Annotated in this window: 26 protein-coding genes; 11 read left to right on the top strand and 15 right to left on the bottom strand. The window is 68.2% G+C overall.

The window, feature by feature from the left end; translation table 11 throughout:
• Window positions 1–26: 26 nt before the first annotated feature.
• Window positions 27–425, bottom strand: a complete 399-nt coding sequence (locus AC1G9C_RS14670; protein WP_397496882.1) for a YbaN family protein — start codon at window positions 423–425, stop codon at window positions 27–29.
• Window positions 426–476: 51 nt separating this feature from the next.
• Window positions 477–1,064: a UPF0149 family protein gene (locus tag AC1G9C_RS14665; RefSeq protein ID WP_021442245.1), complete on the bottom strand. Its 588-nt coding sequence runs from the start codon at window positions 1,062–1,064 to the stop codon at window positions 477–479.
• 165 nt (window positions 1,065–1,229) lie between these two features.
• Between AC1G9C_RS14665 and recQ the strand changes: the two genes are divergently transcribed.
• From recQ to AC1G9C_RS14645, 4 genes are all read left to right on the top strand, one after another.
• The gene (gene recQ / locus AC1G9C_RS14660; protein ID WP_480407960.1) at window positions 1,230–3,353 is read left to right on the top strand and encodes a DNA helicase RecQ; all 2,124 of its coding nucleotides are present in this window, start codon (window positions 1,230–1,232) and stop codon (window positions 3,351–3,353) included.
• A 79-nt stretch (window positions 3,354–3,432) separates the two neighbouring features.
• Window positions 3,433–4,593 (top strand): GGDEF domain-containing protein, encoded by a 1,161-nt coding sequence (locus AC1G9C_RS14655; protein ID WP_480407959.1) that lies wholly within the window; start codon window positions 3,433–3,435, stop codon window positions 4,591–4,593.
• A gap of 136 nt (window positions 4,594–4,729) precedes the next feature.
• Complete coding sequence (locus AC1G9C_RS14650) at window positions 4,730–5,161, top strand: MarR family transcriptional regulator (RefSeq protein WP_021442248.1); 432 nt, start codon at window positions 4,730–4,732, stop codon at window positions 5,159–5,161.
• 283 nt (window positions 5,162–5,444) lie between these two features.
• Window positions 5,445–7,496, top strand: a complete 2,052-nt coding sequence (locus AC1G9C_RS14645) for a motility hub landmark protein FimV (protein ID WP_480407958.1) — start codon at window positions 5,445–5,447, stop codon at window positions 7,494–7,496.
• A 163-nt stretch (window positions 7,497–7,659) separates the two neighbouring features.
• On the opposite strand, the gene AC1G9C_RS14640 is transcribed toward AC1G9C_RS14645, so the two are convergent.
• Window positions 7,660–9,846, bottom strand: a complete 2,187-nt coding sequence (locus AC1G9C_RS14640) for a patatin-like phospholipase family protein (protein ID WP_480407957.1) — start codon at window positions 9,844–9,846, stop codon at window positions 7,660–7,662.
• A gap of 71 nt (window positions 9,847–9,917) precedes the next feature.
• Between AC1G9C_RS14640 and AC1G9C_RS14635 the strand changes: the two genes are divergently transcribed.
• The gene (locus AC1G9C_RS14635; protein ID WP_397488530.1) at window positions 9,918–10,199 is read left to right on the top strand and encodes an Rdx family protein; all 282 of its coding nucleotides are present in this window, start codon (window positions 9,918–9,920) and stop codon (window positions 10,197–10,199) included.
• A 64-nt stretch (window positions 10,200–10,263) separates the two neighbouring features.
• On the opposite strand, the gene AC1G9C_RS14630 is transcribed toward AC1G9C_RS14635, so the two are convergent.
• From AC1G9C_RS14630 to AC1G9C_RS14620, 3 genes are all read right to left on the bottom strand, one after another.
• Entirely contained in the window at window positions 10,264–11,115 is an 852-nt protein-coding gene (locus AC1G9C_RS14630; protein WP_480407956.1) for a DMT family transporter, read from the bottom strand.
• Window positions 11,112–11,447, bottom strand: coding sequence for a tRNA-binding protein (locus tag AC1G9C_RS14625; protein WP_480407955.1), 336 nt, complete (start codon window positions 11,445–11,447; stop codon window positions 11,112–11,114). The genes AC1G9C_RS14630 and AC1G9C_RS14625 overlap by 4 nt, the downstream gene beginning before the upstream one ends.
• Window positions 11,448–11,681: 234 nt before the next feature.
• Window positions 11,682–12,428, bottom strand: a complete 747-nt coding sequence (locus tag AC1G9C_RS14620; protein WP_480407954.1) for a helix-turn-helix transcriptional regulator — start codon at window positions 12,426–12,428, stop codon at window positions 11,682–11,684.
• Between the two features lie 134 nt (window positions 12,429–12,562).
• Here AC1G9C_RS14620 and AC1G9C_RS14615 point away from each other — a divergent pair, with 134 nt between their 5' ends.
• On the top strand, window positions 12,563–13,384 hold the full coding sequence (locus tag AC1G9C_RS14615; RefSeq protein ID WP_021442696.1) for a UDP-2,3-diacylglucosamine diphosphatase: 822 nt from the start codon (window positions 12,563–12,565) through the stop codon (window positions 13,382–13,384).
• Window positions 13,381–14,415 (top strand): glycosyltransferase family 4 protein, encoded by a 1,035-nt coding sequence (locus tag AC1G9C_RS14610; RefSeq protein ID WP_457787464.1) that lies wholly within the window; start codon window positions 13,381–13,383, stop codon window positions 14,413–14,415. Before AC1G9C_RS14615 ends, AC1G9C_RS14610 begins: the two co-directional genes overlap by 4 nt.
• A 48-nt stretch (window positions 14,416–14,463) precedes the next feature.
• On the opposite strand, the gene AC1G9C_RS14605 is transcribed toward AC1G9C_RS14610, so the two are convergent.
• Together AC1G9C_RS14605 and AC1G9C_RS14600 are read right to left on the bottom strand one after the other, a co-directional pair.
• The gene (locus tag AC1G9C_RS14605; RefSeq protein WP_021442694.1) at window positions 14,464–15,852 is read right to left on the bottom strand and encodes an adenylate/guanylate cyclase domain-containing protein; all 1,389 of its coding nucleotides are present in this window, start codon (window positions 15,850–15,852) and stop codon (window positions 14,464–14,466) included.
• Window positions 15,853–16,104: 252 nt separating this feature from the next.
• Window positions 16,105–16,422 (bottom strand): Mpo1-like protein, encoded by a 318-nt coding sequence (locus AC1G9C_RS14600; protein WP_457787463.1) that lies wholly within the window; start codon window positions 16,420–16,422, stop codon window positions 16,105–16,107.
• 272 nt (window positions 16,423–16,694) lie between these two features.
• Between AC1G9C_RS14600 and AC1G9C_RS14595 the strand changes: the two genes are divergently transcribed.
• The gene (locus AC1G9C_RS14595; protein WP_480407953.1) at window positions 16,695–17,696 is read left to right on the top strand and encodes an AraC family transcriptional regulator; all 1,002 of its coding nucleotides are present in this window, start codon (window positions 16,695–16,697) and stop codon (window positions 17,694–17,696) included.
• Between the two features lie 82 nt (window positions 17,697–17,778).
• Here AC1G9C_RS14595 and AC1G9C_RS14590 read toward each other — a convergent pair whose 3' ends face one another.
• Together AC1G9C_RS14590 and AC1G9C_RS14585 are read right to left on the bottom strand one after the other, a co-directional pair.
• Window positions 17,779–19,233, bottom strand: a complete 1,455-nt coding sequence (locus AC1G9C_RS14590) for a TrkH family potassium uptake protein (protein ID WP_021442691.1) — start codon at window positions 19,231–19,233, stop codon at window positions 17,779–17,781.
• A gap of 4 nt (window positions 19,234–19,237) precedes the next feature.
• Window positions 19,238–20,692 (bottom strand): TrkH family potassium uptake protein, encoded by a 1,455-nt coding sequence (locus AC1G9C_RS14585; protein WP_480407952.1) that lies wholly within the window; start codon window positions 20,690–20,692, stop codon window positions 19,238–19,240.
• Window positions 20,693–20,840: 148 nt separating this feature from the next.
• On the opposite strand from AC1G9C_RS14585, the gene AC1G9C_RS14580 reads away from it, so the two are divergent.
• Complete coding sequence (locus AC1G9C_RS14580; protein ID WP_122108531.1) at window positions 20,841–21,212, top strand: YkgJ family cysteine cluster protein; 372 nt, start codon at window positions 20,841–20,843, stop codon at window positions 21,210–21,212.
• A gap of 61 nt (window positions 21,213–21,273) precedes the next feature.
• Window positions 21,274–21,834, top strand: coding sequence for a nitroreductase family protein (locus AC1G9C_RS14575; protein ID WP_480407951.1), 561 nt, complete (start codon window positions 21,274–21,276; stop codon window positions 21,832–21,834).
• A gap of 47 nt (window positions 21,835–21,881) precedes the next feature.
• On the opposite strand, the gene AC1G9C_RS14570 is transcribed toward AC1G9C_RS14575, so the two are convergent.
• The 5 genes from AC1G9C_RS14570 to AC1G9C_RS14550 all read right to left on the bottom strand — a co-directional run bounded on the left by AC1G9C_RS14570 (window position 21,882) and on the right by AC1G9C_RS14550 (window position 25,297).
• Window positions 21,882–23,213, bottom strand: a complete 1,332-nt coding sequence (locus tag AC1G9C_RS14570) for a sensor histidine kinase (protein ID WP_480407950.1) — start codon at window positions 23,211–23,213, stop codon at window positions 21,882–21,884.
• A gap of 62 nt (window positions 23,214–23,275) precedes the next feature.
• The gene (locus AC1G9C_RS14565; protein WP_480407949.1) at window positions 23,276–23,689 is read right to left on the bottom strand and encodes a Spy/CpxP family protein refolding chaperone; all 414 of its coding nucleotides are present in this window, start codon (window positions 23,687–23,689) and stop codon (window positions 23,276–23,278) included.
• A gap of 208 nt (window positions 23,690–23,897) precedes the next feature.
• Window positions 23,898–24,575: a response regulator transcription factor gene (locus tag AC1G9C_RS14560; protein WP_021442456.1), complete on the bottom strand. Its 678-nt coding sequence runs from the start codon at window positions 24,573–24,575 to the stop codon at window positions 23,898–23,900.
• Between the two features lie 5 nt (window positions 24,576–24,580).
• Window positions 24,581–24,961 carry a translation initiation factor 2 (IF-2, GTPase) gene (locus tag AC1G9C_RS14555; protein ID WP_480407948.1) on the bottom strand — a complete coding sequence of 127 codons (381 nt, stop codon included), beginning with the start codon at window positions 24,959–24,961 and terminating at the stop codon, window positions 24,581–24,583.
• 36 nt (window positions 24,962–24,997) lie between these two features.
• Window positions 24,998–25,297 carry a YciI family protein gene (locus AC1G9C_RS14550; protein ID WP_457787459.1) on the bottom strand — a complete coding sequence of 100 codons (300 nt, stop codon included), beginning with the start codon at window positions 25,295–25,297 and terminating at the stop codon, window positions 24,998–25,000.
• 117 nt (window positions 25,298–25,414) lie between these two features.
• Here AC1G9C_RS14550 and AC1G9C_RS14545 point away from each other — a divergent pair, with 117 nt between their 5' ends.
• Window positions 25,415–26,281, top strand: a complete 867-nt coding sequence (locus AC1G9C_RS14545) for a PHP domain-containing protein (protein ID WP_397496869.1) — start codon at window positions 25,415–25,417, stop codon at window positions 26,279–26,281.
• Window positions 26,282–26,286 lie beyond the last annotated feature (5 nt).

Genomic DNA, 26,286 nt, shown 5'->3' with positions numbered 1-26,286 from the left:
CGCAGGGGCGTGAGAACAGCCTGGCGTCAGGGATTGGGCAGGGTTTTCTGCTTGAGGATATACAGGCTGACCAGCACCGCGCTGGTGAGCATGAAGGTGCGTGCCCAGGGCAGGGGCACCAGGTAGCAGGACAGGGCGATGCTCGCCCACATCAGCACCAGCGCGTAGACCTTGCCCTTGAGCGGAATGCCCTGGCCGTCGAGGTAGTCGCGAATCCAGGGCCCCAGACGCGGGTGGGTGACCAGCCAGATGTAGAAACGCCGCGAGCTGCGCACGAAGCAGGCGGCGGCCAGCAGCAGGAAGGGGGTGGTCGGCAGCACCGGCAGGAAGATGCCGATCACCCCCAGCGCCACGCACAGCCAGCCCAGTGCCAGCAGCAGGTAGCGAAGACCGCGGTGACGGCTTTCCTGGATTTCGCGAGGCATCTTCGGGCCCGGACGGACGCCGGCCGGGGCGCCTGGCCCCGGCCCGCGGGATCAGTGCTGGCGGGGCTTGAGCAGCGCGGGTTTTTCCTCCGGCGCCTGGCACAGCAGGAAGAGTGCGGTGAGCAGCTCGGGAATCTGGTCGATCATGCTGTCGACCAGGTCGCGGTCGCGGGCGATCTCGGCGAACTCCGCTTGCTCGTCGAACAGACCGGAACCGACCATGATCGGCAGCAGCAGCTCGCTGACCTCGTCTTCGGCGTCCTCGAACCACACCGCCTCGCGCAGGAACACGCCTTCCATGAAGCCGATGCACCAGCCGCGCAGGTCGGAGTCGTCCGGGTCCTCGCCCAGGTCCAGCTCGCAGGGCAGCTCCGGCTCTTCCTCGCCGGCCAGTTGGCGGGCGATATGCGCCTTGAGGTGAATCAGGGTGTTCTCGATCTCCTCGCGCTCGGCCTCGCTGCGGTAGTGCGGCGGTTCGGCGAACAGGGCGTCGATCCACTCGCGCTCGGGCACCTGGTCCGGGCAGATCGCCAGGGCGGTCAGGTAGCCATGAGCGGCCACGTAGTCCAACGCCTCTTCGTGCAGCTCATCGGCATCGAGAAAGGCTTGCAGGCGGGACAGTTGCTCGGCGAAGGACATCGTGGGGCTACCTTGAAGGAGTAAACGAGGCTGGATTCTAGTCCACCGCCGCCCCAGCGGCCATAGCGGCGGGCCTGGCGAGGGCAAAAGCCCGGCTTCGGACAGGCTGGCGCCCTGTTGCCGGCAATCCTGCGGCATAATGCGCGGCTCGATTCGGAGGCCTTCATGCTCGACCACGCCCAGCGCATCCTCAAAGACGTATTCGGTTACGACGCCTTCCGCGGCAATCAGGCCGCGATCATCGAGCGCGTGGCCGGCGGCGGCGATGCCCTGGTGCTGATGCCCACCGGCGGCGGCAAGTCGCTGTGCTACCAGGTGCCGGGGCTGTTGCGCGACGGCCTGGCGGTGATCGTCTCGCCGCTGATCGCGCTGATGGACGATCAGGTCGCCACCCTCGACGAGCTGGGCGTGGCCGCGGTGGCGCTGAACTCCACGCTGAGCAATGACGAGCAGCGCGAGATCGCCGAGCGCATCCGCCGCGGCGAGATCAAGATGCTCTACCTGGCGCCCGAGCGCCTGGTGCAGCCGCGCATGCTGAGCTTCCTGCAGGGCCTGGAGATCGCCCTGTTCGCCATCGACGAGGCGCACTGCGTGTCGCAATGGGGCCACGATTTCCGCCCCGAGTACCTGCAGCTCGGCCAGCTCGCCGAGCTGTTCCCGCAGGTGCCGCGCATCGCCCTGACCGCCACCGCGGACAAGCGCACCCGCGAGGAAATCGTCCAGCGCCTGCACCTGCAGAACGCCGAGCGCTTTCTGTCGAGCTTCGACCGGCCGAACATCTTCTACCGCATCCTGCCCAAGGATCAGCCGCGCAAGCAGCTGCTGGGCTTTCTCGCCGCGCGCAAGGGCGATGCCGGCATCGTCTACTGCCTGTCGCGCAAGAAGGTCGAGGAGGTCGCCGACTTTCTCAGCAGCCAGGGCTTTCCGGCGCTGCCCTATCACGCCGGCCTGCCCAACGAGTTGCGCGCCTATCACCAGAAGCGCTTTCTCAACGAGGAAGGCTTGATCATGGTGGCGACCATCGCCTTCGGCATGGGCATCGACAAGCCCAACGTGCGCTTCGTCTGCCACCTCGACCTGCCCAAGTCGCTGGAGGCCTACTACCAGGAAACCGGCCGCGCCGGCCGCGACGGTCTGCCCGCCGATGCCTGGATGGCCTACGGCCTGCAGGACGTGATCTTCCTCAAGCAGATGCTCAACAACTCCGAGGGCGACGATCGCCACAAGCGCATCGAGCAGCACAAGCTCGACGCCATGCTCGCCCTGTGCGAGGAAACCCGCTGCCGTCGCCAGGTGCTGCTGGGCTATTTCGACGAGGAACTGGCGCAGCCCTGCGGCCATTGCGACAACTGCATCGACGGCGTCGAGACCTGGGACGCCACCGAGCCGGCGCGCCAGGCGCTGTCGGCCATCTACCGCAGCGGTCAGCGTTACGGCGTCGGTCATCTGGTGGACATCCTGCTCGGCCGCGATAACGACAAGATCCGCGCCGTCGGCCACCAGCACCTGACGGTATTCGGCGTCGGCAAGGCGCTCTCCGAGGTCGAGTGGCGCACCCTGTTCCGCCAGCTGGTCGCCCGCGGCCTGGCCGACGTCGACCTGGAGGGCTTCGGCGGCCTGCGTCTGAGCGAGGCCTGCAGGCCGCTGTTGCGCGGCGAGGTCGGTTTGCAGCTGCGCCGCGAACCCAAGCCGGCGCAGACCGCCAAGGCCTCCAGCAGCGCCGCCAGCCAGTTGGTGCGCAGTCACGAACGGGAGATGTGGGAGGCGCTGCGCAGCTTGCGGCGCAAACTGGCCGAGGAGCACAGCGTGCCGCCCTACGTGATCTTCCCCGATGCCACCTTGCTGGAGATGCTGCGCAGCCAGCCCGGCTCGCTGAGCGAGATGGCCCAGGTCAGCGGCGTCGGCGCACGCAAGCTGGAGCGCTATGGCCAGGCCTTCCTCGAAGTGCTGGGCGGCGCCGCGCAGGAGGCGCCGGTGGCCGACCTGCGTTATGAGTTGGTCAGCCTGGCCCGCGCCGGCATGACCCCGACGCAGATCGCCGGCCAACTCGGCTGCAGCGAGAAGAACGTCTACAGCCTGCTGGCCGAGGCCATCGGCCAGCAGCAGCTGTCGCTGGAGCAGGCGCTGGATCTGCCGGAAGAGCTGCTCGGCGAGATCCAGGAGGCCTTCCTCGACGGCGAGGGCGAGCTGCCGGCGGTGAGCGAGATCGCCCCGCTGTTCGCCGGGCGGGTCGAGGAGACGGTGCTCTACTGCGTACGCGCCGCGCTGCAGGCCGAGTTCGAGGTCTGACGCACGATTGTCGTGATTCTGGCGGCAACTCGATGACACGGCTAAGGTGTGGGGCAAGCCGCCAACAGACGAGGTAACGGTGCCCAGCTATCACGCCTGGCTCGACGACGTCCGCCCCAGCCCCTATGCCGACCAGCTCAGCCTGGGGTTCCGCTGGCTGCGTTTTTCCCGCGTACTGGAGCGCGAATACCGCAGCCATTTGCTGGACGAGAGCTTCGAGCTCAAGCGCATCGCGCTGAGCACGGCGATGGTCATCTGGCTGGCGCTCAGCGTGCTGGACCTGATGCTGGTGCAGCCGCCCCATTTGGGTTGGATTCTGGCCGTGCGCGTGCTGGTGCTGGTCATTCTGGTGGCCTGCGCCGCCCTGATCCTTCAGCGCCGCCACATCCGTCTGCTATTACCGCTGAGCATGACCTGCATCCTCGCCCTGGGCATTGGTGCTGCGGTAATCGTTGGCATCGCCCACCACGCCGACCCCAGCTACCCGTACGAGGGGCTGCTGCTGGTGAGCATGGCGGCGTATTTTCTGGTCGGCCTGCGTCTGAGCGAGGCGCTCGGTTGTGCCCTGGCGGTACTGCTGGTCTACATCGGCGCCGAGTGGCTGGCCGGCCTGCCGCTACCGCGGTTGATCAACAACGTGCTGTTCCTGCTGTTCGGCAACCTGATCGGGGCGGTGGGCTGCTATCTGCTCGAATACAAGTCGCGCGAGTACTTTCTCATCAGCCGGCTGATGCGTCTGCTGGCCGACCGCGACAGTCTCACCGGCCTGCACAACCGGCGCAGCTTCAATCGCCAGTTCGAGCGCCTGTGGCGTCAGGCGCAGCGCGATGGGCAGTCGCTGGCACTGCTGCTGTGCGATATCGACCACTTCAAGGCCTACAACGACCACTACGGCCACCAGGCCGGCGACACCGCGCTGCAGCGCGTCGGCGCCCTGATCGAGCAGGCCGCGCGGCGTCCGCTGGACATGGGCGTGCGCCTGGGCGGCGAGGAATTCGCCCTGCTGTTGTTCGACATCGGTGCCGAGGAGGCCAAGCGCCGTGCCGAGGCGCTGCGCCTGGCGCTGGTGGAGCTGAATATCGCCCATCAGGGTTCGGGCAGCGCCAGCATGCTGAGCATGTCCATCGGCGTCGCCTGCCTCAGTCCCAGCGTCGGCGGCGAGCTGAACCAGCTCTACGAGCATGCCGACCGCGCGCTCTACGAGGCCAAGGCCTTCGGCCGCAATCAGGTGGTGGCCTGATCCGCGGCCGAGACTCGTGGCCGCATTTCAGTCGCATCCTGAAACGCTCGGCCACAATCCGGGCTTGCCCTGCGCTCGCGGTTATGGCTAGCTAGCTAATAATTAGTTTTTGACCTTTGTACGAGCCCGCTCCCCCATGTCTTACCCCGATCAACACCGTTTCGCCATGCAAGTCGCTCAATTGTCCCGCGCCTGGCGCTCCGAACTCGACCGTCGTCTGGTCGGCCTCGGCCTGTCCCAGGCGCGCTGGCTGGTGCTGTTGCACCTGGCCCGTTTCACCGAGATGCCGACCCAGCGCGAGTTGGCGCAGAGCGTCGGCGTGGAAGGGCCGACCCTGGCGCGCCTGCTCGACAGCCTGGAGGCCCAGGGGCTGGTGACCCGCGTCGCGGTGCCCGAGGATCGCCGGGCCAAGAAGATCGCCCTGCAGCCCAAGGCGCAGCCGCTGATCGAGAAGATCGAGGCGATTTCCACCCAGCTGCGCCAGGAGGTCTTCGCCGGCATCGACGAAGAGGACCTGCGCCGCTGCCAGCAGGTGCATGCCCGAGTGCTGGGCAACCTGCTGAAGTAGTGCTCCTGCAGTGTCAATTTTTCGGCCGCATTGCGGTCGATTGTCGCTGCTTGCCTGGTTTTTGACTTTCTGTCCTTGATGGCAATGTGCTTCGTCGGCAAACTGGCGCCCAAGCCGCTACTTTGTGAATTAGTAGCCATACTGCAACACGAGCCGGGTTCGACAGGGACAGTGTCGCCCCGACCTCGGCCTACCGTTCAGGGCGCCAGCCTCCCGGCCATCGGGACGCTCATACAGGAAGTGGAGGAGGCGGCGTTCGAGCCTGCATAACCCTGGAGGTCACATGGCTCGGGTGCGTCAGTTGATGTTGGGTTTGGCGTCGGGTTCCGCCCTTTATTCGGGCATGGCGCCGGCGCTGGGACTGGGCGAGATCACCCTGCACTCGGCGCTCAATCAGCCGCTGGAGGCGGAGATCGAGCTGCTGGCGGTCGGCGATCTCGGCGCCGAGGATCTGCGCGTCGCCCTGGCGCCGGACGAGGTGTTCAGTCGCTCGGGCGTCGAGCGTTTCTACTTTCTCAACGACCTGCGTTTCACCCCGCTGTTGCGCGGCTCGCGCAGCGTGATCCGGGTGGTGTCGAGTCGGCCGGTGCGCGAACCCTATCTGAATTTCATCGTCGAGGTGGCCCGTCCTGGCGGGCAGCTGCTGCGCGAGTACACCGTGCTGCTCGATCCGCCGGGCTCTGCCGCCTACACCGCGCAGGCTGCCCCCAGCCCAGCCACTGCCGCGCCAGCACCCAGTGCGGCGCAGCCGGCGGCCGCTCCAGTGCGGCGCAGCGAACCGCCCAGCGCCGCCCGGGGCCATCGCCAGGCGGTGGTGCGCGGCGACAGCCTGTGGTCGATCGCCGCGCGTCTGCGCGAGCAGGGCAGCCCGCTGTCGCAGCAGGCGCTGATGGACGGCATCCACGCGCTCAACCCGAGCGCCTTCGCCGGCGGCGATGCCAACCGGCTGCTGGCCGGCGTCGAACTGCTGCTGCCCGATGCCGCGCGCCCGAGCACGACCGCCGCCGCTGCAGCACCGGTCGAGCCCCCGGCAATGGCCGTCGAGGCTTCCGCCGCTGCGCCGCTGGCTGCCGCGCCGACCGAGAGCCTGCAGCAAGTGCTGGAAAAGCAGCGTCAGGTCGACCAGGAACTGGCCAGTCAGGCCGCGGAGAACCTGCAGTTGCAGCAGGGCCTGGCGCAACTGCAGCTGCAGTTGCAGCAGCTGCAGGAGCAGTTGGCGCTCAAGGATGCGCAGCTGGCCGAGTTGATCGAGCAGGACGCTGCCGTCGCGCCCGCTGCAGAGCCGGGCGCCGTGCTCGCCAGCGCACCGCCGCAGGCGGCGCAGGAGCCGCCGCTGGCCGCCGAACGTGGCTGGTTCGCCACCCTGCTGGCTGGCGGTGCGGTGCTGCTGTTACTGCTCGGCGCCCTGGTCTGGGCCGCGCGGCGGCGCGACAAGGCTGCGCCGGTGGTGCAGGTCGAGCCGCCGGCACAGCACCCTGTGGCGCCGCTGCAGCCGGCGCCGGTCGCAGTCGCCAGGCCGGCCGTGGCGCCTACTCCGGCGCCGACTCCGCAGCAGCGCCCGGCGGCACCGGTCGACCCGCTGGAGGCAGCCAACGTCTATATCGCCTACGGCCGTTTCAGCGAGGCCCGTGGCGAGCTGAGCAAGGCCCTGGCGCAGGCGCCGCAACGCAGCGACTTGCGTTTGCGCCTGCTGGAGGTGCTGGCCGAGCTGGGCGACGGCGCCGCCTTCGAACGCGAGGAAGCGGTGCTGCGTGCCGAGGGCTTTGATGCGGCGCGGCTGGATGCGCTCAAGGCTCGCCACCCGGCCCTGCAGCAGGCGCCGCAGCCTGCCCGTAGCCAGCCCCTGGTGGTGCCGCCGGCCGCCGAACCCGACTTCCAGCTCAATCTCGACGACCTGCCGCTGGATGCCGACTGGGACATGGTCAGCCCCTTCGAGGCCGCCCGCGGCAAGACCAAGGCGGCCGCCGCGGCGGAGTTCGATGCGGGGTTCTCCAGCAATCTGCAGGAACTGCCGGAGGTGTTCGAGCTGGACGAGGAGGTGCATAACGTCAGCGCCTTCGGCGAGATGGAGATGGTGGTGGGCGGCGAGGACGAGTTGCTCGACGAGCATTTCCTCGATGCCTTCGCCGGCGAGGCCGATGCCACCGCGGCGCTGCAGGGCGATATCGAGCAGCTGGCCGGCAACCCCGAGCACATGGCCAAGCTCAACCAGGCGCTGGCCTATATCGAGCAGGGCAACCTGAGCAGCGCCTGCGACATTCTCAACGAGGTTATCGACCAGGGCGACGACCGGCAGAAACAGGCCGCGCGCCAGTTGTTGGCGGAAATCGCCTGATCCGCTCGACTCGCTGCGCCGACAGGGCCGCGCTTGCTGCGCGGCCCTGTCTTTTATGGGGGTGGTCGTCGAGGCTCGGATGCAATCCGGGACAGCCCAGCTCGGGTGCCTGGTTACCCCGGGCGAGGAGAACGGCCCCGTAGGAGCCGACTGGCTCCTGCCGTCAGAAGCTCTTGCCCAGGTTCAGGTACAGCGCCTTTTCCCGCTCGTCGTTGAAACCGTAACTGAAGTTCACCGGGCCCAGCGGCGTATCCAGGCCGAGGAAGATGCTGGCGGCGTTGATATAGCCGCTGTCGAAGGCGTTGTCGTTGTTCCAGGCGCGGCCGCGCTCCAGTGACATGCCCAGGTACAGGGGCAGATCCAGCGGCAGCAGCGAGCGCTGGGTCAGGCGGCGGTAGTAGATCAGCCGCGCCAGCGCCACGTTCTGCCCGCTCAGGGCGTCCTGGCGGAAGCCGGACAGCTCCTGGGCGCCGCCGAGGATAAAGCCGGAGGTGACCACGTCGGCCTCCTCCAGGGTGCGCCCGTAGCGCCCGCCGAGCACCCAGGTATTGGCCTCGACGCTGAATACCTTGTTCAGCTCCAGCTGCCACTGACGGTACTCCTCGTCCGAGCCCAGGCCGCTGTCGTACTGGCGCAGCAGCAGGCCGATGTCTTCGCCGGTGGTCGGGAAATCGACGTTGTCCAGGGTGTCGAAGGAGTACATCAGTTCGTAGTAGCCCTCGCTGAAGCTGAAGCTGGGCAGGTCGCGCTCGCCGACGCGCACGTCGGCCTCGCCCCAGGCCTGGCCGAGGCCGAAGCGGATCTCGCCGTTGTTGGCGATCTGCCGGCCGAGGTTGAGGCCGTAGCCGTAGCGCTCCAGGCGGTATTCGGCGATGGGGTCGTTGTCCAGGATCGCCTCGATATTGCGCGCCTCGCCGAACAGGTAGGGGGCGACGAAGTAGCGCGAGCCGGCGTCCAGCGGCTGGTAGAACTCGCTGTACAGTTCCTGGCGGTCGCCCAGTTGCACGCGGGTCAGCCACTCGGCGCCCAGCTGGTTGATGCCGTTGACGCGGTAGCTGGCGCCGATGTTGAAGGCGCTGTCGCCGCGCATGTCGTCGGACAGGTTCAGGCCCAGGCGCAGGTAGTCGGTGCCGCTGCGCTTGCCGCGCGCGTCGATCACCAGCGCGCTGCCGCGTTCGTCCAGCGGCGTCACGCGGTACTGCACGCGCTCGAAGTAGTCCAGGCCGTACAGGGTGCCCATGTCCTTCTGCAGGCGGTCCATGTCCAGCGGCTCGCCCAGCGGCTGGCGGATGTGCCGGCGGATCACCGCGTCGCCGACCTTGGAATCGTTCTCCACGCGGATCTCGCGGATCACCGGGGTGCGCTGCTCGCGCGAGCGCGCCATGGCCAGCGCCGGGTTGCCGCCGCCGCTCTGCTGCAGGCGGGCCAGGCGCTCGGCCTGGATCTGCGTGGCGCGGTAGCCGGCGTCGATCATCTGCTCGGCGCGGGCGAAGTCGGTGACGCCGAAGCCGGCCAGCGGCGGCTGGATCAGCACGTCGTCGGCCGCCAGGGTGGCCAGCTGCGCCTCGGAGTTCTTGCGCGTCATCAGGGTGATCGACTGGTTCATCACGTCGACCACGGTGGTCAGCTGCTCCACGGGTTTGAGCGGGGTGCCGAGGTCGACCACTATCACCCGCTCGACGCCCATCTGCCGCGCCACGTCCACCGGGATGTTGTTGACCATGCCGCCGTCCACCAGCAGGCGGCCGTCCAGCTCCACCGGGGCGAACACCGCCGGGATCGACATGCTGGCGCGCATCGCCTGGGGCAGGTGGCCGCGGCGCAGGATCACCTGTTCGCCGTTGGCGATATCGGTGGCCACGGCATGGAAGGGGATCGGCAGGCGGTCGAAGTCGCGGGTGTCGCTGCGGTGCACCAGCAGGCTCTCCAGCAGCAGCGCCAGGTTCTGCCCCTGGATCACCCCCAGCGGCAGGCCCAGGCTGCCGTCGTCGCGGAAACTGAGTTTCTGCTTGATCAGGAAATCGCGGTCGTCCTGCTTGCGGCGAAAGGGCACGTCCTCGCGCGGCGGCGAGTCGGACAGCGCCTGCTGCCAGTCCAGTTCCAGCGCCAGGCGCTGCAGTTCCTCCACCGAGTAGCCGGCGGCGTACAGCCCGCCGACTATGGCGCCCATGCTGGTGCCGGCGATGGCGTCGACGCGGATGTTCTGCTCCTCCAGTGCCTTGAGCACGCCGATATGTGCCAGGCCGCGGGCGGCGCCGCCGGACAGCACCAGGCCGACGCGTTCGGCGGCGAGGGCGGGCAGGCTGGACAGGGCGAGCAGGCAGAGCAGCGAACGGAGCAGGCGGCGCATGGCGGTTTCCGGCGAGGGCAGGGCGAAAGGCCGCTATTATAGGCGCCAAGCCCTATCCCAGAGCCGCTGCCATGTCCGATCGCAAGCCCGAAATCGTCATCACTTATTGCACCCAGTGCCAATGGTTGCTGCGCGCCGCCTGGCTGGCCCAGGAGCTGCTCAGCACCTTCGCCGACGAGCTGGGCAAGGTCAGCCTGGAGCCAGGCAGCGGCGGGGTGTTTCGCATCAGCTGCGATGGCGTGCAGATCTGGGAGCGCAAGGCCGACGGCGGCTTTCCCGAGGCCAAGGTGCTCAAGCAGCGGGTGCGCGACCAGATCGACCCGGGCCGCGACCTGGGGCATAACGACCGGTAACCCTAGGGGGCGCCGTGCGCACCATGACTCCTGGGGCGTGTAGGTCGGGAGGCGCCCGTCACCCTCAACGCGCCATACGCGCCGAAACGAAAATGGCGCTGACGATCAGCGCGCCGCCGGCCAGCATACGCAGGGTCGGCTGCTCGCTGAACAGCCACCAGGCGAAGAGGATGCCGTAGACCGGCTCCAGGGCGAAGATCACCGCCGTGGTGCGTGCCTTGAGTACGCGCAGGCTGGCGACGAACAGGCTGTGCGCCAGGCCGGTGCAGAAGATGCCGAGCATCGCCAGCCACAGCCAGTCCATCGGCCGCACGCTGGGCAGCAGCGGCCAGGCCAGCGGCATGAAGCAGACGAACACCGTGATGTTCTGGTACAGCGCCGCCTGCACCGGGTCGAGGCCGCGGGTGCTGGCGCGGTTGAGCAGCGACAGCAAAGCGAACAGGAAGCCGGACAGCACCGCCCACAGCAGACCGCCGGTGGCGCTGCTGGCGAGGCTGAATTCCGGGGTCACCAGGACCAGCCCGAGGCAGACCACGGCGACCATGGCGAACTCGATGGGGCGGGTGCGCTCGCGAAACAGCAGCCCCTCCAGCAGCACGGTGAAGGCCGGGAAACTGGCGAAGCCGAGCGTGGCGATGGCCACCCCGGAGACCTTCACCGCCTCGAAGAAGGTCACCCAGTGCCCGCCCAGCAGCAGGCCGCCGAGGCCCAGCAGGGCGAACTGGCGCAGGCTCGGGCGTACCGCGCTGCGGCTGCGCCAGAGCAGGGCGGCCAGGCCCAGGGCGAGGATGGCGAAGATTGCCCGGCCGCCGGCGATCATGTTCGGCGTGGTCGCCGCCAGTTTGCCGAAGATGCCCGACAGGCCGAACAGCAGGGCACCGAGGTGAATCGCCAGCAGGGCGTTACGTTCCTTCATGCCAGGCGCGCGCCGTTGGGCAGCGGCTTGTCGAAGCCGGCCAGGACCACGCGGTTGTCGCTGTCATAGACCCCGGTCACTAGCACCTCGGAGCGCACCCCGGCGATGCGCTTGGGGGCGAAATTGCACACGCACAGCACCTGGCGGCCGAGCAGTTCGGCGCAACTGTAATGCGCGGTGAGTTGGGCGCTGGACGTCTTGATGCCCAGTTCGCCGAGATCCACCTCCAGCACATAGGCGGGTTTCACGGCTTTGTCGTTGGGGTGCGCCGAACGGATGGTGCCGACGCGCAGCTCCACCTTCTCGAAATCCTGCCAGTCGATATGTTGCATGGGTCACTCCTGGTTACTGACGCGCAGTCTAGGCGCCTCGCGCAGGGCTGTCTGTCGCAGGAATTGCGGGTTTTGTCGTCGGACTCTCGTAGGTTGGCGTTGAGCGCAGCGAGGCCCAACAGGGAGCGCCTGGCGCTGCGCTCGGCGCTCGCATGGCGTTCTGCGCGGCGATCGCCGTTGGGCTTCGGCGCTGCGCCCTCAACCCAACCTACGCGCTGCGCGCCTCAACCCAACCTACGCGTTGCGGCGCAATTGCCGCGGGGTCATGCCCAGGTGGCGGGAGAGCGCGGCGGTAAAGGCGCTCTGCGAGGCGTAGCCGACCCGCGCGGCCACCTCGCCGACGGCCAGGTCGCTGCCGCGCAGCAGGCGTTCGGCCAGTTGCAGGCGCTTGTCACGGATATGTTCCATCGGCGTGCGCCCGGTTTCGGCCAGGAAGCGGGCGTGGAAGCGTGCCACCGACAGCCCGGCCAGGCGCGCCAGGTCGGCGACCTGCAGCGGGTGCGCGGCGTGCTGCTCGATATGCCGGTCCAGCGCCGCCAGCGGCAGGCCGCCCGGGCGCGCCTCAGGGCTGGCGCAGGCCAGGCTGCCGAGCAGCAGGGCGGCGCCCTGATTGGCGATCACCACATCGTTGATCGGGCTGCTGGCGAGCCAGCCGAGCAACTGGCCCTGAACCGGATCGAGCTGTAGCGCTCGCGGACTGTCCAGCAGGCGCTGGATGTCGCTCGCATGGTGGCCGAGCTGGCGTTCGAGCCAGTCGTTGGCCGGCAGGTCCAGCACCAGGCACTGGCTGCCCTGCGGGCTGCCGCAGGCGTGGCGGGCGCCGGCTGGCACCACCGCCAGTTGGTGGCGCCGTACCCGGCTGCCCTGGCCGTCCACCTCGAACTGCAGCTCGCCGGCCAGGCCGAACACCAGCTGGGCATGGTCGTGGCTATGGCACAGCAGTTCATGGCTGTAGTGACGCAGGGACAGGATCGGGGGCATGGCGGCTTCCTCGGCAACGCCGGCAGTGTACCGCCTGTCCGGGGCTGGCGCCTCGTCATCGAACGGTCTTTTGCCTGTCACAAGCCTTTCACCGCCAGCGCTCAAGCTCGTCGAAACCCAGCCGGAGCCCGCCCATGACCAGCGCCCAGCTCGCCAAGCCCAGCCGCAAGCAACGTGTCCGCACCCTGTGGATCTCCGACGTGCACCTCGGCACCCGCGACTGCCAGGCCGAGCACCTGGCGGCCTTCCTCAAGCGTTATTCGGCCGACCGCATCTACCTGGTCGGCGACATCATCGACGGCTGGAAGCTGCGCGGCGGTATCTACTGGCCGCAGGCGCACACCAACGTGATCCGCCGCCTGCTGACCATGAGCAAGCGCGGCACCGAGGTGATCTACGTCACCGGCAACCACGACGAATTCCTGCGCCGCTACTCCAGCCTGATGCTGGGCAATATCCAGCTGGTCGACGAGGCCGAGCACGTCACCGTCGACGGCCGTCGTCTGCTGGTGATCCACGGCGACCAGTTCGACGTGATCACCCGCTACCACCGCTGGCTGGCCTTTCTCGGCGACTCGGCCTACGAGTTCACCCTGACCCTCAACCGCTGGCTCAACCATTGGCGCAGCCGCTGGGGCTACGGCTACTGGTCGCTGTCGGCCTACCTCAAGCACAAGGTCAAGACCGCGGTGAACTTCATCAGCGACTTCGAGGAGGCCATCGCCCACGAATGCGTCAAGCGCGGCCTGCAGGGCGTGGTCTGCGGCCATATCCACCACGCCGAGATTCGCCAGGTCGGTGGCGTGGAGTACATGAACTGCGGCGACTGGGTGGAGTCCTGCACCGCGCTGATCGAGCACTGGGACGGACAGATCGAGCTGTACCGCCTGGCCGAGGCGCAGGCGCGTCTGGCCGGCGAGGAGCAGGCCGCCGCCGTGCTCGAGAGCGGCGCATGAGGATACTGATCGTCTCCGACGCCTGGGCGCCGCAGGTCAACGGCGTGGTCACCAGCCTGCAGGCCCTGGTGCGCGAGCTGCGCGGCCTGGGCCATCAGGTCAAGCTGCTGTCGCCGGCGGACTTTCGCGCCGTGCCCTGTCCGACCTACCCGGAGATTCCGCTGGTGTGGAACCTGTGGCGGGTCGGCGCGGCGATCCGCGACTTCCGTCCGGACTGCGTCCACCTGGCCACCGAGGGGCCGCTGGGGTGGACGGCGCGGCGCTGGCTGGTCAGGCGTGGCCTGGCCTTTTCCACGGCCATCCACACCCGTTTTCCCGAATACGTCAGCACCCGCTGGCCGTGGATCGCGCCGCGCTGGGGCTATGCCTTCCTGCGCGCCTTCCATCGCCCCAGCCAGGCGGTGCTGGTGACCACCGAGCGGCTGCGCGAGGAGTTCACCGGCTGGCGCCTGCAGCGTCTGCAGCTGTGGCGCAAGGGCGTCGATAGCGAACTGTTTCGCGTCGACGGCGAGCGCCCGCGGCCGCCGCGGCCGATCTTTCTCTACGTCGGGCGCATCGCCCCGGAGAAGAACCTCGAGGCCTTTCTCGATCTGGACCTGCCCGGCGAGAAGCGCGTGGTCGGCGACGGCCCGCAGCGCGAGGCGTTGCAGGCGCGCTATCCGCAGGTGCGCTTTCTCGGCTATCGCCATGGCCGGCAACTGGCCGAGGCCTACCAGGATGCGGCGGTGCTGGTGTTCCCGTCGCGCACCGATACCTACGGCCTGGTGATGCTGGAGGCGCTGGCCTGCGGCACGCCGGTGGCTGCCTATCCGGTGGCCGGGCCGCTGGATGTACTGCTGCAAGGGCAGAGCGGGGTGATGGACGAGGATTTGCGCAGCGCCTGCCTGGCGGCGCTGGAGCTGCACCGAGGGCGTTGCGCGGAGCTGGCTGCGGCGCAGTCCTGGCGGGCCTCGGCGCTGGAGTTTCTGGCGTTGCAGCCTTCTGTCGACGGCGAACCGGTGTTGGGTGAGGTACTGGCGGACGGCCGTTAGCCGGCTCGCTCGGTGCGCACGGCGCCCCCTGCACGAGCGTGCGCCAAGCTACAGAATGACCTTGTCGCGCAGCTTCTCGGCGGCCTGGTTGAGCGCCTGGATCACCCGCTCCTTGTCGAAGTTCTGGATGCCGTTGGTGTCCAGGTACATGGAGAAGCCCGGCAGTTCGTGCTCGACGTAGCTGGAGGTGGCGCCCAGGTCGCGGCGGAAGTCCACCACCTGGTAGATCTGCACCGGGCGGGTGAAGCCCTTGACCGCGATCTGGCCCTTGTCGCGGCACATGATCACGTCCTTGACCAGCGAATAGGTCTCGTGGGAGATGAGGATCTCGCCGGATTCGGCGGCACTTTCCAGGCGGCTGGCGAGGTTCACGTCGCGGCCGATGATGGTGTAGTCCATGCGCGTGTCGGCGCCGAAGTTGCCCACCGTGCAGTAGCCGGTATTGAGCCCCATGCGGATTTCCAGCGGCTTGGTGATGCCCTGGGCGCGCCATTGCTGACGCAGCACCTTCATGTGCTTGCGCATGGCGATGGCCATGGACACCGCCGCCACCGCGTCCTTCTTGGCGCCCTGGCTGCTGGGGTCGCCGAAGAAGATCATCACCGCATCGCCGATGAACTTGTCGATGGTGCCGCCGTACTTCAGGCAGATCTTCGACATCTCGTTGAGGTAGGTGTTGAGCAGGTCGGTCAGCGCCTCGGCTTCCAGCTCCTCGGACAGCTCGGTGAAGCCCTTGATATCGGAGAAGAACACCGTGAGCTTCTTGCGCTGGGTCTCCAGGCGCACGCTCTTCTTGCCGGTGAAGATCGACTCCCACACCTGCGGCGACAGGTATTTGGCCAGATTGCGCGCCAGTCTCGCGGCCTTTTCCTGCTCGCGCTTGATCTCGCTGCGCACCTGGGCCAGGCGCAGGCCCTGCTGGTTGACGAAGTAGGCGGTGATGCAGATGTACAGGGTGGCGAAGAGGATGCTGACCAGCGCCACCAGGGTCGGGGTGTCGGTATTGAGATGAACTTCCACCAGCGCGGCGCACAGCGCCAGGCTGCTGCCGGCCACCAGCAGGGCCAGGCCCAGGTAGCGCAGGCCGCCGATGACCAGGGCGCTGAAGCTCAGGGTGAGCAGGAACATCAGGCTGGGCACGCTGGAAAAACCCAGCAGCACCGCGGCCGCGCCGGCATGCAGGGCGTCGATGAACAGCAGGGCGAGGTCGGTCTGCCCGGGGTGGTCGCGTTTGAAGCGGCGGCTGAGGTTGTGCGCCAGGTGCGGGTAGAGCAGGGCGTAGGGCACCATCCACAGGATGTCGTAGGCGAAGTGGCCGACGACGGTGCCGGCGGCGATGCTGGCGGCCGTGGCGATATAGGCCAGTACGCGCGAATAGTATTCGCGCAACGGCGGCGTCGGCAGCCCGTTGACACGGCTGGGGGTGGCTGACTTCATCTGCTGAAACTATCCCTGCTGGATTTCTGGCGTCTCTTGCTGGACGCCTGGAGTGGTCTGCAAGACCTGAGCCAGGAGCTCGGTGGGCGAGGATCATAACCAAGGGGGGGCGGTCAGCCAAGCGCGACCGCCGAGTGGCGCCAAAGTAACGGCAGGCGGTTGCTGGGAAGCTCCGTAGGGTGCGCGGTGCGCACCGCTTACAGGAAGGCCGGTGCGTGCGGCGCACCCCAAGAGGTGGCTGAAACCGTGCGGCTAGAAGCGGATGCGGCCGGTAAAGGCATCCTTGAGCATCACCCAGTCGCCCATCAGGCTGTACAGCGGGTACTGGAAGGTGGCCGGGCGGTTCTTCTCGAAGACGAAGTGGCCGACCCAGGCGAAGCCGTAGCCGGCCAGCGGCATGGCCAGCAGCCACAGCCACTGCTGGGTGGCCAGGGCATAGGCGAGGATTGCCAGCACCAGCAGGCTGCCGACGTAGTGCAGGCGGCGGCAGGTGGGGTTGCTGTGTTCCCGCAGGTAGTAGGGGTAGAACTCGGCGAAGCTCTGGTAGCGTTCGGTGGTCTGGGCGGTCATGGCGCACCTCCTGTTATTGTCGGCGTCAGTCTCTCGGGCATGCCAGGCAGGCACCCCCACATCATGAAGAACCACACAGCATGCCCACCGCCCTCATCCGGCGCTTCGCGCCAGCTTCTCCCGCAGGCAGAAGGGTATAAGGAAGGTGTCGCTGTGCACTATCACATTAATTCGGCTGTCTCCCTGGGCCACTGACATAAGGTGCCAGTTTAGTATCCTTGCGCCGCCAAGCCGGGCGTTGACGGCCTGATCCAACCTACAAGAACAAGAGCATGAGCGAGAGAACCACATCCTCCAGCTGGGCCCTGGCCATAGTGCAGGCGCTGGAGCTGGGCGGCGTCGACTGCGCCAGGCTGTTTGCCGAGCTGGGCCTGGATTACGCGGCGTTGAGCGACCCCGACGCACGCTTTCCGCAGGACGCCATGACCCGCCTGTGGCAGCGCGCGGTGGCGTTGTCCGGCAACCCGGCGATCGGCCTGAACATGGCGCAGGTGGTGCGTCCGGCCTCCTTCCACGTGGTCGGCTACGCGCTGATGTCCAGCCGCAACCTGCGCGACGGCTTCACCCGCCTGGTGCGCTACCAGCGCATCATCGGCGAGGGCGCCGACCTGAGCTTCCTGCCTCAGCCCGACGGCTATGCGCTGACCCTGGCGATCCACGGCGACCGCCTGCCGCCGGCGCGGCAGAGCGCCGAGGCGTCGCTGGCCTACTGCCTGGCGTTCTGCCGCTGGATGACCGGCAAGCCGATCCGTCCGCGCGAGATCCGCCTGCAGGGGCCGCCGCCCGCCGATCTGGCGCCCTACCAGCAGGTGTTCCAGGCGCCGCTACGGTTCAATGCCGAGCACTACGGGCTGATCTTCGAGCGCGGCGATCTGGAGGCGCCGCTGCCCAGCGCCAACGAGCCGCTGGCGCAGTTGCACGACCGGTTCGCCGGCGACTACCTGGCGCGTTTCTGCGGCAGCCGCGTCACCCACCAGGCGCGCCAGGTGCTGTGCCGCCTGCTGCCGCAGGGCGAGCCGCGCCGCGAGGTGGTGGCGCAGGCCCTGCACCTGTCGCAGCGCACCCTGCAGCGGCGCCTGCAGGAGGAGGGCACCAGCTACCAGCAGCTGCTCGACGACACCCGCCGCGAGCTGGCCGAACAGTACCTGGCACAGCCCAACCTGACCTTGCTGGAGGTCGCCTACCTGCTCGGCTTCGCCGACCCGAGCAATTTCTTCCGCGCCTTCCGCCGCTGGTTCGAGGAAACCCCGGGCGAGTACCGCGCGCGGCTGTGAAGGGGATTTCAGCTCGGCCAGGCAATCCGTTGCCTGCGCGCCTCGGCCCTGGGCGGGAGCCGCGGATCCGAACGGCTTGTTCTCAGTGGCGCCAGAAGGCGGGCAGCAGCAGCACCAGCACGGTGAGGATTTCCAGGCGGCCCAGCAGCATGCCCAGGGTCAGCAGCCACTTGGCCAGATCCGGCAGGCTGGCGTAGTTGCCGGCCGGGCCGACCACTTCGCCCATCCCCGGGCCGACCCCGGAGACCATGGCCGCAGCGCCGGTCAGGGCGGTGATCCAGTCGACCCCGCACATGGCCACCGCCAGGGCCAGGCCGGCGATGGTGATGGTGTAGAAGAAGGCGAAGGCGAGGATCGAGCGGACGATGTCCTCGTCCAGGCGGTGGCGGTTGTACTGCTGCTTGATCACCGCGCGCGGGTGGATCAGCTGCTTGAGGTTGGCCTTGAGCAGGATGTAGGCGACCTGGAAGCGGAAGATCTTCAGGCCGCCGGCGGTGGAACCGGAGCAGCCGCCGACGAAGCCCAGGTAGAAGAACATCATGCTGGCGAAGGGGCCCCACAGGTGATAGTCACCGACGGCGAAGCCGGTGGTGGTCATGATCGAGGTGATGTTCACCGCCACATGGCGCAGCGCGTCGAGCCAGTGCAGATCGGTGGAGAGCCATTTCCAGCCGGTCAGCACCAGCCAGCTGCCCAGCAGCAGCACGAGAAAGCCGCGTACCTGCGCATCGCGCGTCAGGGCCCGGTAGTTTCCGCGCAGGGTGGCGACATAGAGCACGAAGGGCAGGCTGCCGAGCACCATCACCAGCACCGCGACCCAGTGCACCGCCGGCTGCTGCCATTTGCCCAGCGAGGCGTCGGAGGTGGAGAAACCGCCGGTGGCGATGGCCGACATGGCATGGTTGATGGCGTCGAACAGGTTCATGCCGGCCAGCCAGAAGGCCAGCACGGCGAAGCTGCTGAGACCGACATAGGCCAGCACCATGTACTTGGCGACCATGTGCGAGCGCGGCATGACCTTGTCCGAACGGTCCGAGGACTCGGTCTGGAACAGGCGCATGCCACCGATGCGCAGCATCGGCAGGATCGCCACGGCCATGGCGATGAAGCCGATGCCGCCGAGCCAGTGCAGCAGCGAACGCCAGATCAGGGTGCCCGGCGACATGTCGTCCAGGCCGCTGAACACCGTGGCGCCGGTGGCGGTGATGCCGGACATGCTCTCGAAGTAGGCGTCGGTGATGCTGGCGCGTTCGGCGAAGAGGAACGGCAGGGCGGCGAAGATCGACACCATCACCCAGCTCGACACAGTCAGCATGTACATGTCGCGCGGGCGCAGCTGGGTCTGCTGCGGGCGCCCCTGGGCGACCATGGCCACGCCGACCAGCGCGGTGATCAGGCTGGACCAGAGGAAGGCATTGATGCCCTGCGGCTGCTCGAACGCCAGCAGGGTGCCGATCGGCACCAGCATGCTGACCGCCAGGGTGATCAGGAAGATGCCGTTGATGAAGGCGAGGATACGCAGGCTGGACAGGGACATCGGCTCAGTGCTTCCAGAAACTGCGGGTGACCAGCACCAGCACGGTGAGGATTTCCAGGCGGCCCAGCAGCATGCCCAGGGTCAGCAGCCACTTGGCCGAGTCTGGCAGGCTGGCGAAGTTGCCGGCCGGGCCGATGGTCGGACCGAGGCCCGGGCCGACGTTGCACACTGCGGTGGCGGCGCCGGTCAGCGCGGTGACCCAGTCCAGGCCGACCAGGGTCAGGGCCAGGGCCAGCACGCCGATGGTGATGGTGAAGAAGAAGGAGAAGGTGATCAGCGAGCGGACGATCTCCTCGTCCAGGTTGTGGTTGTTGTACTGCTGCTTGATCACCGCGCGCGGGTGCACCAGCTGCATCAGGTTGGCCTTGAGCAGCACGTAGGCGACCTGGAAGCGGAAGACCTTCAGACCGCCGGAGGTGGAGCCCGAGCAGCCGCCGACGAAGGTCAGGTAGAAGAACAGCAGCACGGCGAAGCCGCCCCAGGTGGTGTAGTCGCCCAAGGCGTAGCCGGTGGTGGTGACCACCGAGGTGACGTTGACCGCGACGATGCGCACGGCGTCCAGCCAGCTGTGCTCGGAGTGCAGCCACAGCCAGGTGCCGAACACCAGCCAGGTCAGCAGCAGGAAGCCGAGGAAGCCGCGTACCTGATGGTCGCGCAGCAGCGCCTGGCGGTTGCCGCGCACGAAGGCGACGTAGAGCATGAAGGGCAGGCCGCCGAGGATCATCAGCAGCACGGAGGTCCAGTGCACCGCCGGTTGTGGCCAGTTGGCCAGGGACGAGTCGGAGGTGGAATAGCCGCCGGTGGAGATCGAGGTCATCGCGTGGTTGATCGCCTCGAAGGGGTTCATGCCGGCTGCCCAGTAGGCCAGGAAGCCGAGCCCGGTGAGGGCCAGGTAGACCAGCAGCAGGTACTTGGCGGCCATGTGCGAGCGCGGCATCACCTTCTCGCCCCAGTCCGAGGACTCGGTCTGGAACAGGCGCATGCCGCCGACCCGCAGCAGCGGCAGGATGGCCACGGCCATGCCGATGAAGCCGATGCCGCCGAGCCATTGCAGCATCGAACGCCAGATAAGGATGCCCGGCGACATGTCGTCCAGGCCGACCAGCACGGTGGAACCGGTGGTGGTAACGCCGCTCATGGTCTCGAAGAAGGCGTCGGTGTAGCTGATATGGGCAATGAGCATCATCGGCAGGGCGGCGAAGCAGCACACCACGCTCCAGCTGCCGGTGGTCAGCAGGTACATGTCGCGCGGGCGCAGTTGGGCGTTCTGCGGGCGCCCGGGAATCACCAGGGCCAGGCCGGCGACCAGGGTGATCAGGCTCGACCAGAGAAAGGCGTCGAGGTCTTCGGGCTGTTCGAAGATCAGCAGGGTGAGCATGGGAATGACCATGCTCACCGCCAGAGTAATGAGAAAGATGCCGATGATGAAACCGATGATGCGCAGCGTCGGCAAGGCCATGGAGTGGGCTCTGGGAGGTTGCAAAAGGCGCCATTCTACCCGCGGACGGGCGGCTGTAAACCGCCGCGGACGGGGCTTTACAAGCGCATGGCGGAGAATAGAATAGCCGCCAGTTGCCGGCGTCCGCCGGTTTCCGAGTCCTCCTCAAATGTCCGACGCTAATCCCTGCCTCACGTGCGGTGCCTGCTGCGCGTTTTTTCGTGTGTCCTTCTTCTGGGGCGAGTGCCAATCGGCCGGCGGTAGCGTGCCGGACGAGCAGGTCATCCAGATCAGCCCGCACTACGTCGCCATGCGCGGCACCGAAAGCAAACCGGCGCGCTGCACCCAGCTGCTCGGCGAGGTCGGCTGCGGCGTGCGCTGCACCCTGTACGAACAGCGCTCGAGCAGTTGCCGCGAGTTTGACGCGTCCTGGGAGAACGGCGTGCACAACCCGCGCTGCGACGAGGCGCGCCAGGCCCACGGCCTGCCGCCGCTGACGCCGCCGATCCAGCCGGTGGTGTCGCCCGATCGCGTGGCCTGAGCCGGCGTCGCGCGGCGCGGGCCTGCTAGAATGCCGCCTCTTTGATTCTCGGAGGTGGCCGATGGAGGCTCTCGACGCTCTGCTCAACCGTGTTTCCGTTCCCCGTCTGGTCGACCCGGCGCCGAGCGCGGCGCAGCGCGAGCTGTTGTTTCGCGCGGCCCTGCGCGCGCCGGATCATGGCCAGCTGCGGCCCTGGCGCTTTCTCACCGTCGAAGGCGAGGTCCGCGGGCGCATGGGTGAGCTGTTCGCCGAGGCGCTGCTGGCCGGCGACGCGCAGGCGCCCGCCGAGGCGCTGAGCAAGGCACGCGGCATGCCGTTGCGGGCGCCGCTGCTGGTGGTGGTGATCGCCCGGTTGCAGGCGCATGCCAAGGTGCCGGCGCAGGAGCAGCTGATCGCCGCCGGTTGCGCCGCCCACGGCATATTGCTCGCCGCCCATGCCCAGGGCATCGGCGCGGTCTGGCGCACCGGCGACCTGGCCTACAACGCCCAGGTGGCCAAGGGCCTGGGGCTGGGTGCGGACGAGCGGATCGTCGCCTACCTCTATCTCGGCACCCCGGAACGCGAGCTGCGCCGGCCGCCGGAACTGGCGGTCGAGGATTTCGTCAGCGCCTGGAACGGCTGAGAGCGTCCCCGTCCGGCGAGCCTGGCACCAGCCCGGTCGCATCCGGACTACGGGCGATTCTGAGGTTGCAGCGGCAGGCTGAGCGTGGCGACGAAACCGCCCTCCGGGTGGTTGGCCAGCAGCAGTTCGCCGCCATGGCGCTGCGCGGCGCGGCGGGCGATGGCCAGGCCCAGGCCATGGCCGGCGCCGTTCTGCCCCGGCGCGCGAAAGAACGGCTCGCCCAGGCGCTGCAGATGATCGGTCGCCACCCCGGGGCCGTGGTCGCGCACGCTGAGCAGCAGGCGCTCGCCCTGGCGCCGGACATCGATCTCGATGGGTTGCCCGCTCGGGTTGAAGCGCAGGGCATTGCGTAGCAGGTTGTCCAGCGCCCGTTCCAGCAGATCCGGCCAGCCGTGCAGCGCAGCGCTGTGCTCGAGGTGGATCTGCAGGCGCTGCTCGGGTGCGATTAGGCTCGCGTCCTCTTGCAGCTTGCCGAGCATTGCGGCGAGGTCGACGGGTTGTGCGGCGCCGAGGTCGGCATCCAGGCGGGCGAGGGCGAGAATCTCGCTGATCAGCGCCTCCAGGCGGTCGCACTCCTGGTTCAGGCGCGGCCACAGCTTGTCGCGCTCGGCCGCCTCGGCGCGTTCGGCCAGGGCCAGGGCGATGCGCAGGCGCGCCAGCGGCGAACGCAATTCGTGGGAGACGTCGCGCAGCAGCTGGCGCTGGCTGCCGATCAGCCCCTGCAGGCGCTCGCCCATGCGGTTGAAGTCCTTGGCCAGCAGGCCCAGTTCGTCGCGACGGGTGGCCAGGCGCGCCAGGCTGTTCTGCTGGTAGGCGGTCTGCCCGAGGTCGTGCACGGCGCCGCGCAGACGATCCAGCGGGCGGGTGATCGACAGCGTCAGCAGCAGGCTGAACAGGGTCAGCACCACCAGGGCGATGCCCAGGGCGCTGAGCGGCCAGAACAGGCTGCCGCGGTGCCAGGCGGCCAGTTCCGGGTGGGGGATGCGGTAGATGAACAGGTAGCTGTCGCCGCTCTCCGGGCTGGTGTACTCGGCGGTCAGGCGACGCCAGGGCAGGCGGCGGGCCTCGCCGTGGCGGGCTTCGAAGGCGGCGGCGCGAGGCGGGAAGGTGCCCTTGACCAGCGGCTGGCCGCTCTCGCCGATTACCTGGGTGTTGATGCGATATTTTTGCTTGCGCTGTTCGAGGAACTGCTGGGCGGCGTGCGGGCCTTGCTGCTCATAGCGCTTCACCCACTTGCGGTCGAGGTCGTCGAGGCCCGGGTGCAGGCTGAGAACCCAGGCGTCCTGGTTCAGCGCGCGGCCGAGCAGCATGGACAACCCAGCGACCAGGGCGATGGCCAGCCAGAAACTGGCGAAGATGCGCCAGAACAGTGAACGCACGGTGATTCCTCATGCGAAAGCCCGCCGCTTCGGGGAAGCGGCGGGCCGTGGGTTGAGTCGGCTCAGTTGCCCTGGCCTTCCTTCTCGGCCTTCCAGGCCTTGAACTCGGCCATTTCGGCGCGGCGCGCCTCCATCTTCTTCTGGTGTTCGTCGAAGGCCTTCTGCTGCTCGGGATTGAGCAGGTCGCGCAGGGCCTTGTGCTGGTCGGCGCGGGCCTTCTCCAGCTCCTTGTGCATGGCCTGCTTGTCGGCCTCCGGCAACTTGTCCAGGTAGCGCTGAGTGATCTCGCGCTTGCTCTTCATCTGTTCGCCCATCAGCTTGCGAAATTCCTGGCGTTGCTCCTGGCTCAGGTTGAGCTCCTTGAACATGCCGTGGCCGCGGTCGTGATGGCGCGGGCCGCCTTCGTACATGGGCATGGCCATCGCCAGGGTCGGCAGGGTGGCGGCGAGCAGCAGGGCGGTGAGGGTCTTGCGCATGGTGGTTCTCCTTGTCTCGAAACCGGTCGTTACCGGATGGGCTCAGTATGCGGCGGTCAAGGTCAAGGGCGGTCAGGCCTGGGTAAGGCTTGGGTAAAGGCATTGTTGCGTGGGCTTTACCGGGGCGTGGTGGTATCGAGTGGCGCTGCAGGTGCCGGGTGGAGCCGCGGGCGGCGCCCTGTTGGGCTTCGCTGCGCTCAGCGCCAACCTACGGCGCGTAGTAGTAGCCACGGCTGCGCAGGGCGAGGATACGCGGGCGGCCGTCCGGGTGCGGGCCGAGCTTCTTGCGCAGGTTGCTGACGTGCATGTCCAGGCTGCGGTCGTAGAGGGTCAGCTTGCGGCCCAGGGCCAGTTGCGCCAGCGCCTGCTTGTCCAGCGGCTCGCCGGGTTGGCGCAGCAGGGCTTCGAGCAGGCGGCTCTCGGAGACGGTCAGCGGTACGTCGTGCGCGCCGATGCTGACCACGCCGCGGTTGGGGCTGAAGCTCAGGTCGCCCAGCTCCAGCTGGCTGCTGGTCGGCGCCGGTGCGCTACGCCGCAGCACCGCGCGCAGGCGGGCGGTCAGCTCGCGCGGATCGCAGGGCTTGGCCAGGTAGTCGTCGGCGCCCAGTTCCAGGCCGAGGATGCGATCGAGCGGCTCGCCGCGGGCCGAGAGCATCAGCACCGGCAGTTCCGGATGTTCGCCGCGCAGCTGCTTGAGCAGCTCCAGGCCGCTGCCGTCGGGCAGCATCACATCCAGCACCACGGCATCCGGCGCCTGCTCGACGAGGGCCTGGCGGGCGCTGCCGGCCTCATGGCAGGCGGTGACCTGGAAGCCTTCCTGGGTCAGCCAGCTGGCCAGCAGCTCGCACAGCTCCTGGTCGTCGTCGATCAGCAGTAAGCGGCTCATGGCGCTCAGTTGATCCACTCGCGGCGGGTCTTGCGGCGGCCGCGCAGCAGGGCGCCGACCAGCACGGAAAGCAGGCTGAGCCCGGCGCCGAGGGCGAACCAGGTCTGCTCCTCGCTGAGCAGGCCGGGCTGCTGCCGGGCCTGGCTCTCCTTGAGCTGCAGGCGCAGGCGCTGGTTTTCCTGGCGCAGCCGTTGCAACTGCGCGGCGCTGTTGGCCTGCTGTTCGCTACGCAGTTGTTCGCTCTGCGCCAGACGCTGTTCCAGGGTATCGGCCTGCGCCTCGGCCGAGGTGGCCGCGGCGAGCGGCTGGGGAGACGTTTCCTCGGCTTGCGCCAGGGCGCAGGTCAGCAGCAGGGTGGCCAGCACGGACAGCGGGATCGGGCGCATCGCGATTCCTTGTAAGCGAAAGCAGCGTGGGAGGGATCAGGGCAGCACTTTCTTGAACGGCTTGACCACCACGCTGGCGTACACGCCGGCGGCGCGGTAGGGGTCGGCGTCGGCCCAGCTCTGCGCGGCGGCGAGGGAGTCGAACTCGGCGACGATCAGGCTGCCGCTGAAACCGGCCGGGCCCGGGTCGTTGCTGTCGATCGCCGGGTGCGGGCCGGCCAGCAGCAGGCGGCCTTCCTGCTTGAGCGTCTCGAGGCGGGCGAGGTGGGCGGGGCGAGCGGCCAGACGGTTGTCCAGGGAGTTTTCGACGTCGGTGGCGATGATGGCGTAGAGCATCTCAGTCCTTAGATGGGGTCGATCATGGAGCGGGGCAGGCTTTTTACTGCGCGGCGGCAGCCAGAAGTCGCATGTGCCGGCATAATAACAAACATCAATCTCAACGAAAGCGCCGCCATGACTGTCGATCTGCACTGCCACAGCACCGCCTCCGACGGCGTCCTGGCCCCCGCCATGCTGGTGAGCCGGGCCTTCGAGCGTGGCGTGCGGCTGCTGGCACTGACCGATCACGACACCCTGGAGGGGCTGGACGAGGCGCGCCGCGCCGCCGAGGCCCTGGACATGCAGCTGGTCAACGGCATCGAGCTGTCCTGCACCTGGGGCGGCGCCACCATCCACGTGCTGGGCTACGCCTTCGCCAGCGACGCTCCGGCTTTGCGTGCGGCCATCGAGGCGTTGCACCACGGGCGCTGGCAGCGCGCCGAGGAAATCGACCGGCGCCTGGCGGCCAAGGGCATGCCCGGGGCGTTGCAGGGCGCGCGGGCGGTGCAGCAGGAGTTGGGCGACAGCGGCAATGCGCCGGCGCGGCCGCACTTCGCCGAGTTCCTGGTGCGCGCCGGGCATGTGCGCGACCGCGCCGAGGCCTTTCGCAAGTGGCTCGGTTCGGGCAAGTTGGGCGACGTCAAGCAGCACTGGCCGGCGCTGGAGGACGCGGTCGGCACGCTGCGCGCGGCCAAAGCCTGGATCAGCCTGGCGCATCCGTGGCAATACGACTTTACTCGCAGTAAGCGTCGGCGTTTGGTCGCCGACTTCGTTGCGGCAGGCGGGCATGCCCTGGAAGTGGTCAATGGCATGCAGCCGGCCGAGCAGGTCGGCGGCTTGGCGATTCTGGCGCGCGAATTCGGCTTGATGGCCAGCGTCGGCAGCGACTTCCATGCGCCGGGCGACTGGTCCGAACTGGGCATGTACCGCCCGTTGCCCGACGACCTGACGGCGCTCTGGAAGCGCTTCGAACATGCACAGCCACCCGCTGTCACTTCATGAGCAGG

It is taken from the genome of Pseudomonas sp. ABa2 (genome assembly GCF_056676075.1).
The sequence above is the reverse complement of the archived record's forward strand: the minus strand, read 5'-3'. Positions and strand labels throughout refer to the sequence as shown.

Excerpts from the sequence above, each read along its gene's own strand:
- AC1G9C_RS14665 (WP_021442245.1), bottom strand. The coding sequence starts at position 1,064 with ATGTCCTTCGCCGAGCAACTGTCCCGCCTGCAAGCCTTTCTCGATGCC.
- AC1G9C_RS14575 (WP_480407951.1), top strand. The coding sequence starts at position 21,274 with ATGGAGGCTCTCGACGCTCTGCTCAACCGTGTTTCCGTTCCCCGTCTG.
- AC1G9C_RS14635 (WP_397488530.1), top strand. The coding sequence starts at position 9,918 with ATGTCCGATCGCAAGCCCGAAATCGTCATCACTTATTGCACCCAGTGC.
- AC1G9C_RS14600 (WP_457787463.1), bottom strand. The coding sequence starts at position 16,422 with ATGACCGCCCAGACCACCGAACGCTACCAGAGCTTCGCCGAGTTCTAC.
- AC1G9C_RS14620 (WP_480407954.1), bottom strand. The coding sequence starts at position 12,428 with ATGCCCCCGATCCTGTCCCTGCGTCACTACAGCCATGAACTGCTGTGC.
- AC1G9C_RS14650 (WP_021442248.1), top strand. The coding sequence starts at position 4,730 with ATGTCTTACCCCGATCAACACCGTTTCGCCATGCAAGTCGCTCAATTG.
- AC1G9C_RS14670 (WP_397496882.1), bottom strand. The coding sequence starts at position 425 with ATGCCTCGCGAAATCCAGGAAAGCCGTCACCGCGGTCTTCGCTACCTG.
- AC1G9C_RS14610 (WP_457787464.1), top strand. The coding sequence starts at position 13,381 with ATGAGGATACTGATCGTCTCCGACGCCTGGGCGCCGCAGGTCAACGGC.
- AC1G9C_RS14580 (WP_122108531.1), top strand. The coding sequence starts at position 20,841 with ATGTCCGACGCTAATCCCTGCCTCACGTGCGGTGCCTGCTGCGCGTTT.
- AC1G9C_RS14560 (WP_021442456.1), bottom strand. The coding sequence starts at position 24,575 with ATGAGCCGCTTACTGCTGATCGACGACGACCAGGAGCTGTGCGAGCTG.
- AC1G9C_RS14630 (WP_480407956.1), bottom strand. The coding sequence starts at position 11,115 with ATGAAGGAACGTAACGCCCTGCTGGCGATTCACCTCGGTGCCCTGCTG.
- AC1G9C_RS14590 (WP_021442691.1), bottom strand. The coding sequence starts at position 19,233 with ATGTCCCTGTCCAGCCTGCGTATCCTCGCCTTCATCAACGGCATCTTC.
- AC1G9C_RS14625 (WP_480407955.1), bottom strand. The coding sequence starts at position 11,447 with ATGCAACATATCGACTGGCAGGATTTCGAGAAGGTGGAGCTGCGCGTC.
- AC1G9C_RS14550 (WP_457787459.1), bottom strand. The coding sequence starts at position 25,297 with ATGCTCTACGCCATCATCGCCACCGACGTCGAAAACTCCCTGGACAAC.
- AC1G9C_RS14565 (WP_480407949.1), bottom strand. The coding sequence starts at position 23,689 with ATGCGCAAGACCCTCACCGCCCTGCTGCTCGCCGCCACCCTGCCGACC.
- AC1G9C_RS14585 (WP_480407952.1), bottom strand. The coding sequence starts at position 20,692 with ATGGCCTTGCCGACGCTGCGCATCATCGGTTTCATCATCGGCATCTTT.
- AC1G9C_RS14605 (WP_021442694.1), bottom strand. The coding sequence starts at position 15,852 with ATGAAGTCAGCCACCCCCAGCCGTGTCAACGGGCTGCCGACGCCGCCG.
- AC1G9C_RS14645 (WP_480407958.1), top strand. The coding sequence starts at position 5,445 with ATGGCTCGGGTGCGTCAGTTGATGTTGGGTTTGGCGTCGGGTTCCGCC.
- AC1G9C_RS14640 (WP_480407957.1), bottom strand. The coding sequence starts at position 9,846 with ATGCGCCGCCTGCTCCGTTCGCTGCTCTGCCTGCTCGCCCTGTCCAGC.
- AC1G9C_RS14555 (WP_480407948.1), bottom strand. The coding sequence starts at position 24,961 with ATGCGCCCGATCCCGCTGTCCGTGCTGGCCACCCTGCTGCTGACCTGC.
- AC1G9C_RS14595 (WP_480407953.1), top strand. The coding sequence starts at position 16,695 with ATGAGCGAGAGAACCACATCCTCCAGCTGGGCCCTGGCCATAGTGCAG.
- AC1G9C_RS14615 (WP_021442696.1), top strand. The coding sequence starts at position 12,563 with ATGACCAGCGCCCAGCTCGCCAAGCCCAGCCGCAAGCAACGTGTCCGC.
- AC1G9C_RS14545 (WP_397496869.1), top strand. The coding sequence starts at position 25,415 with ATGACTGTCGATCTGCACTGCCACAGCACCGCCTCCGACGGCGTCCTG.
- recQ (WP_480407960.1), top strand. The coding sequence starts at position 1,230 with ATGCTCGACCACGCCCAGCGCATCCTCAAAGACGTATTCGGTTACGAC.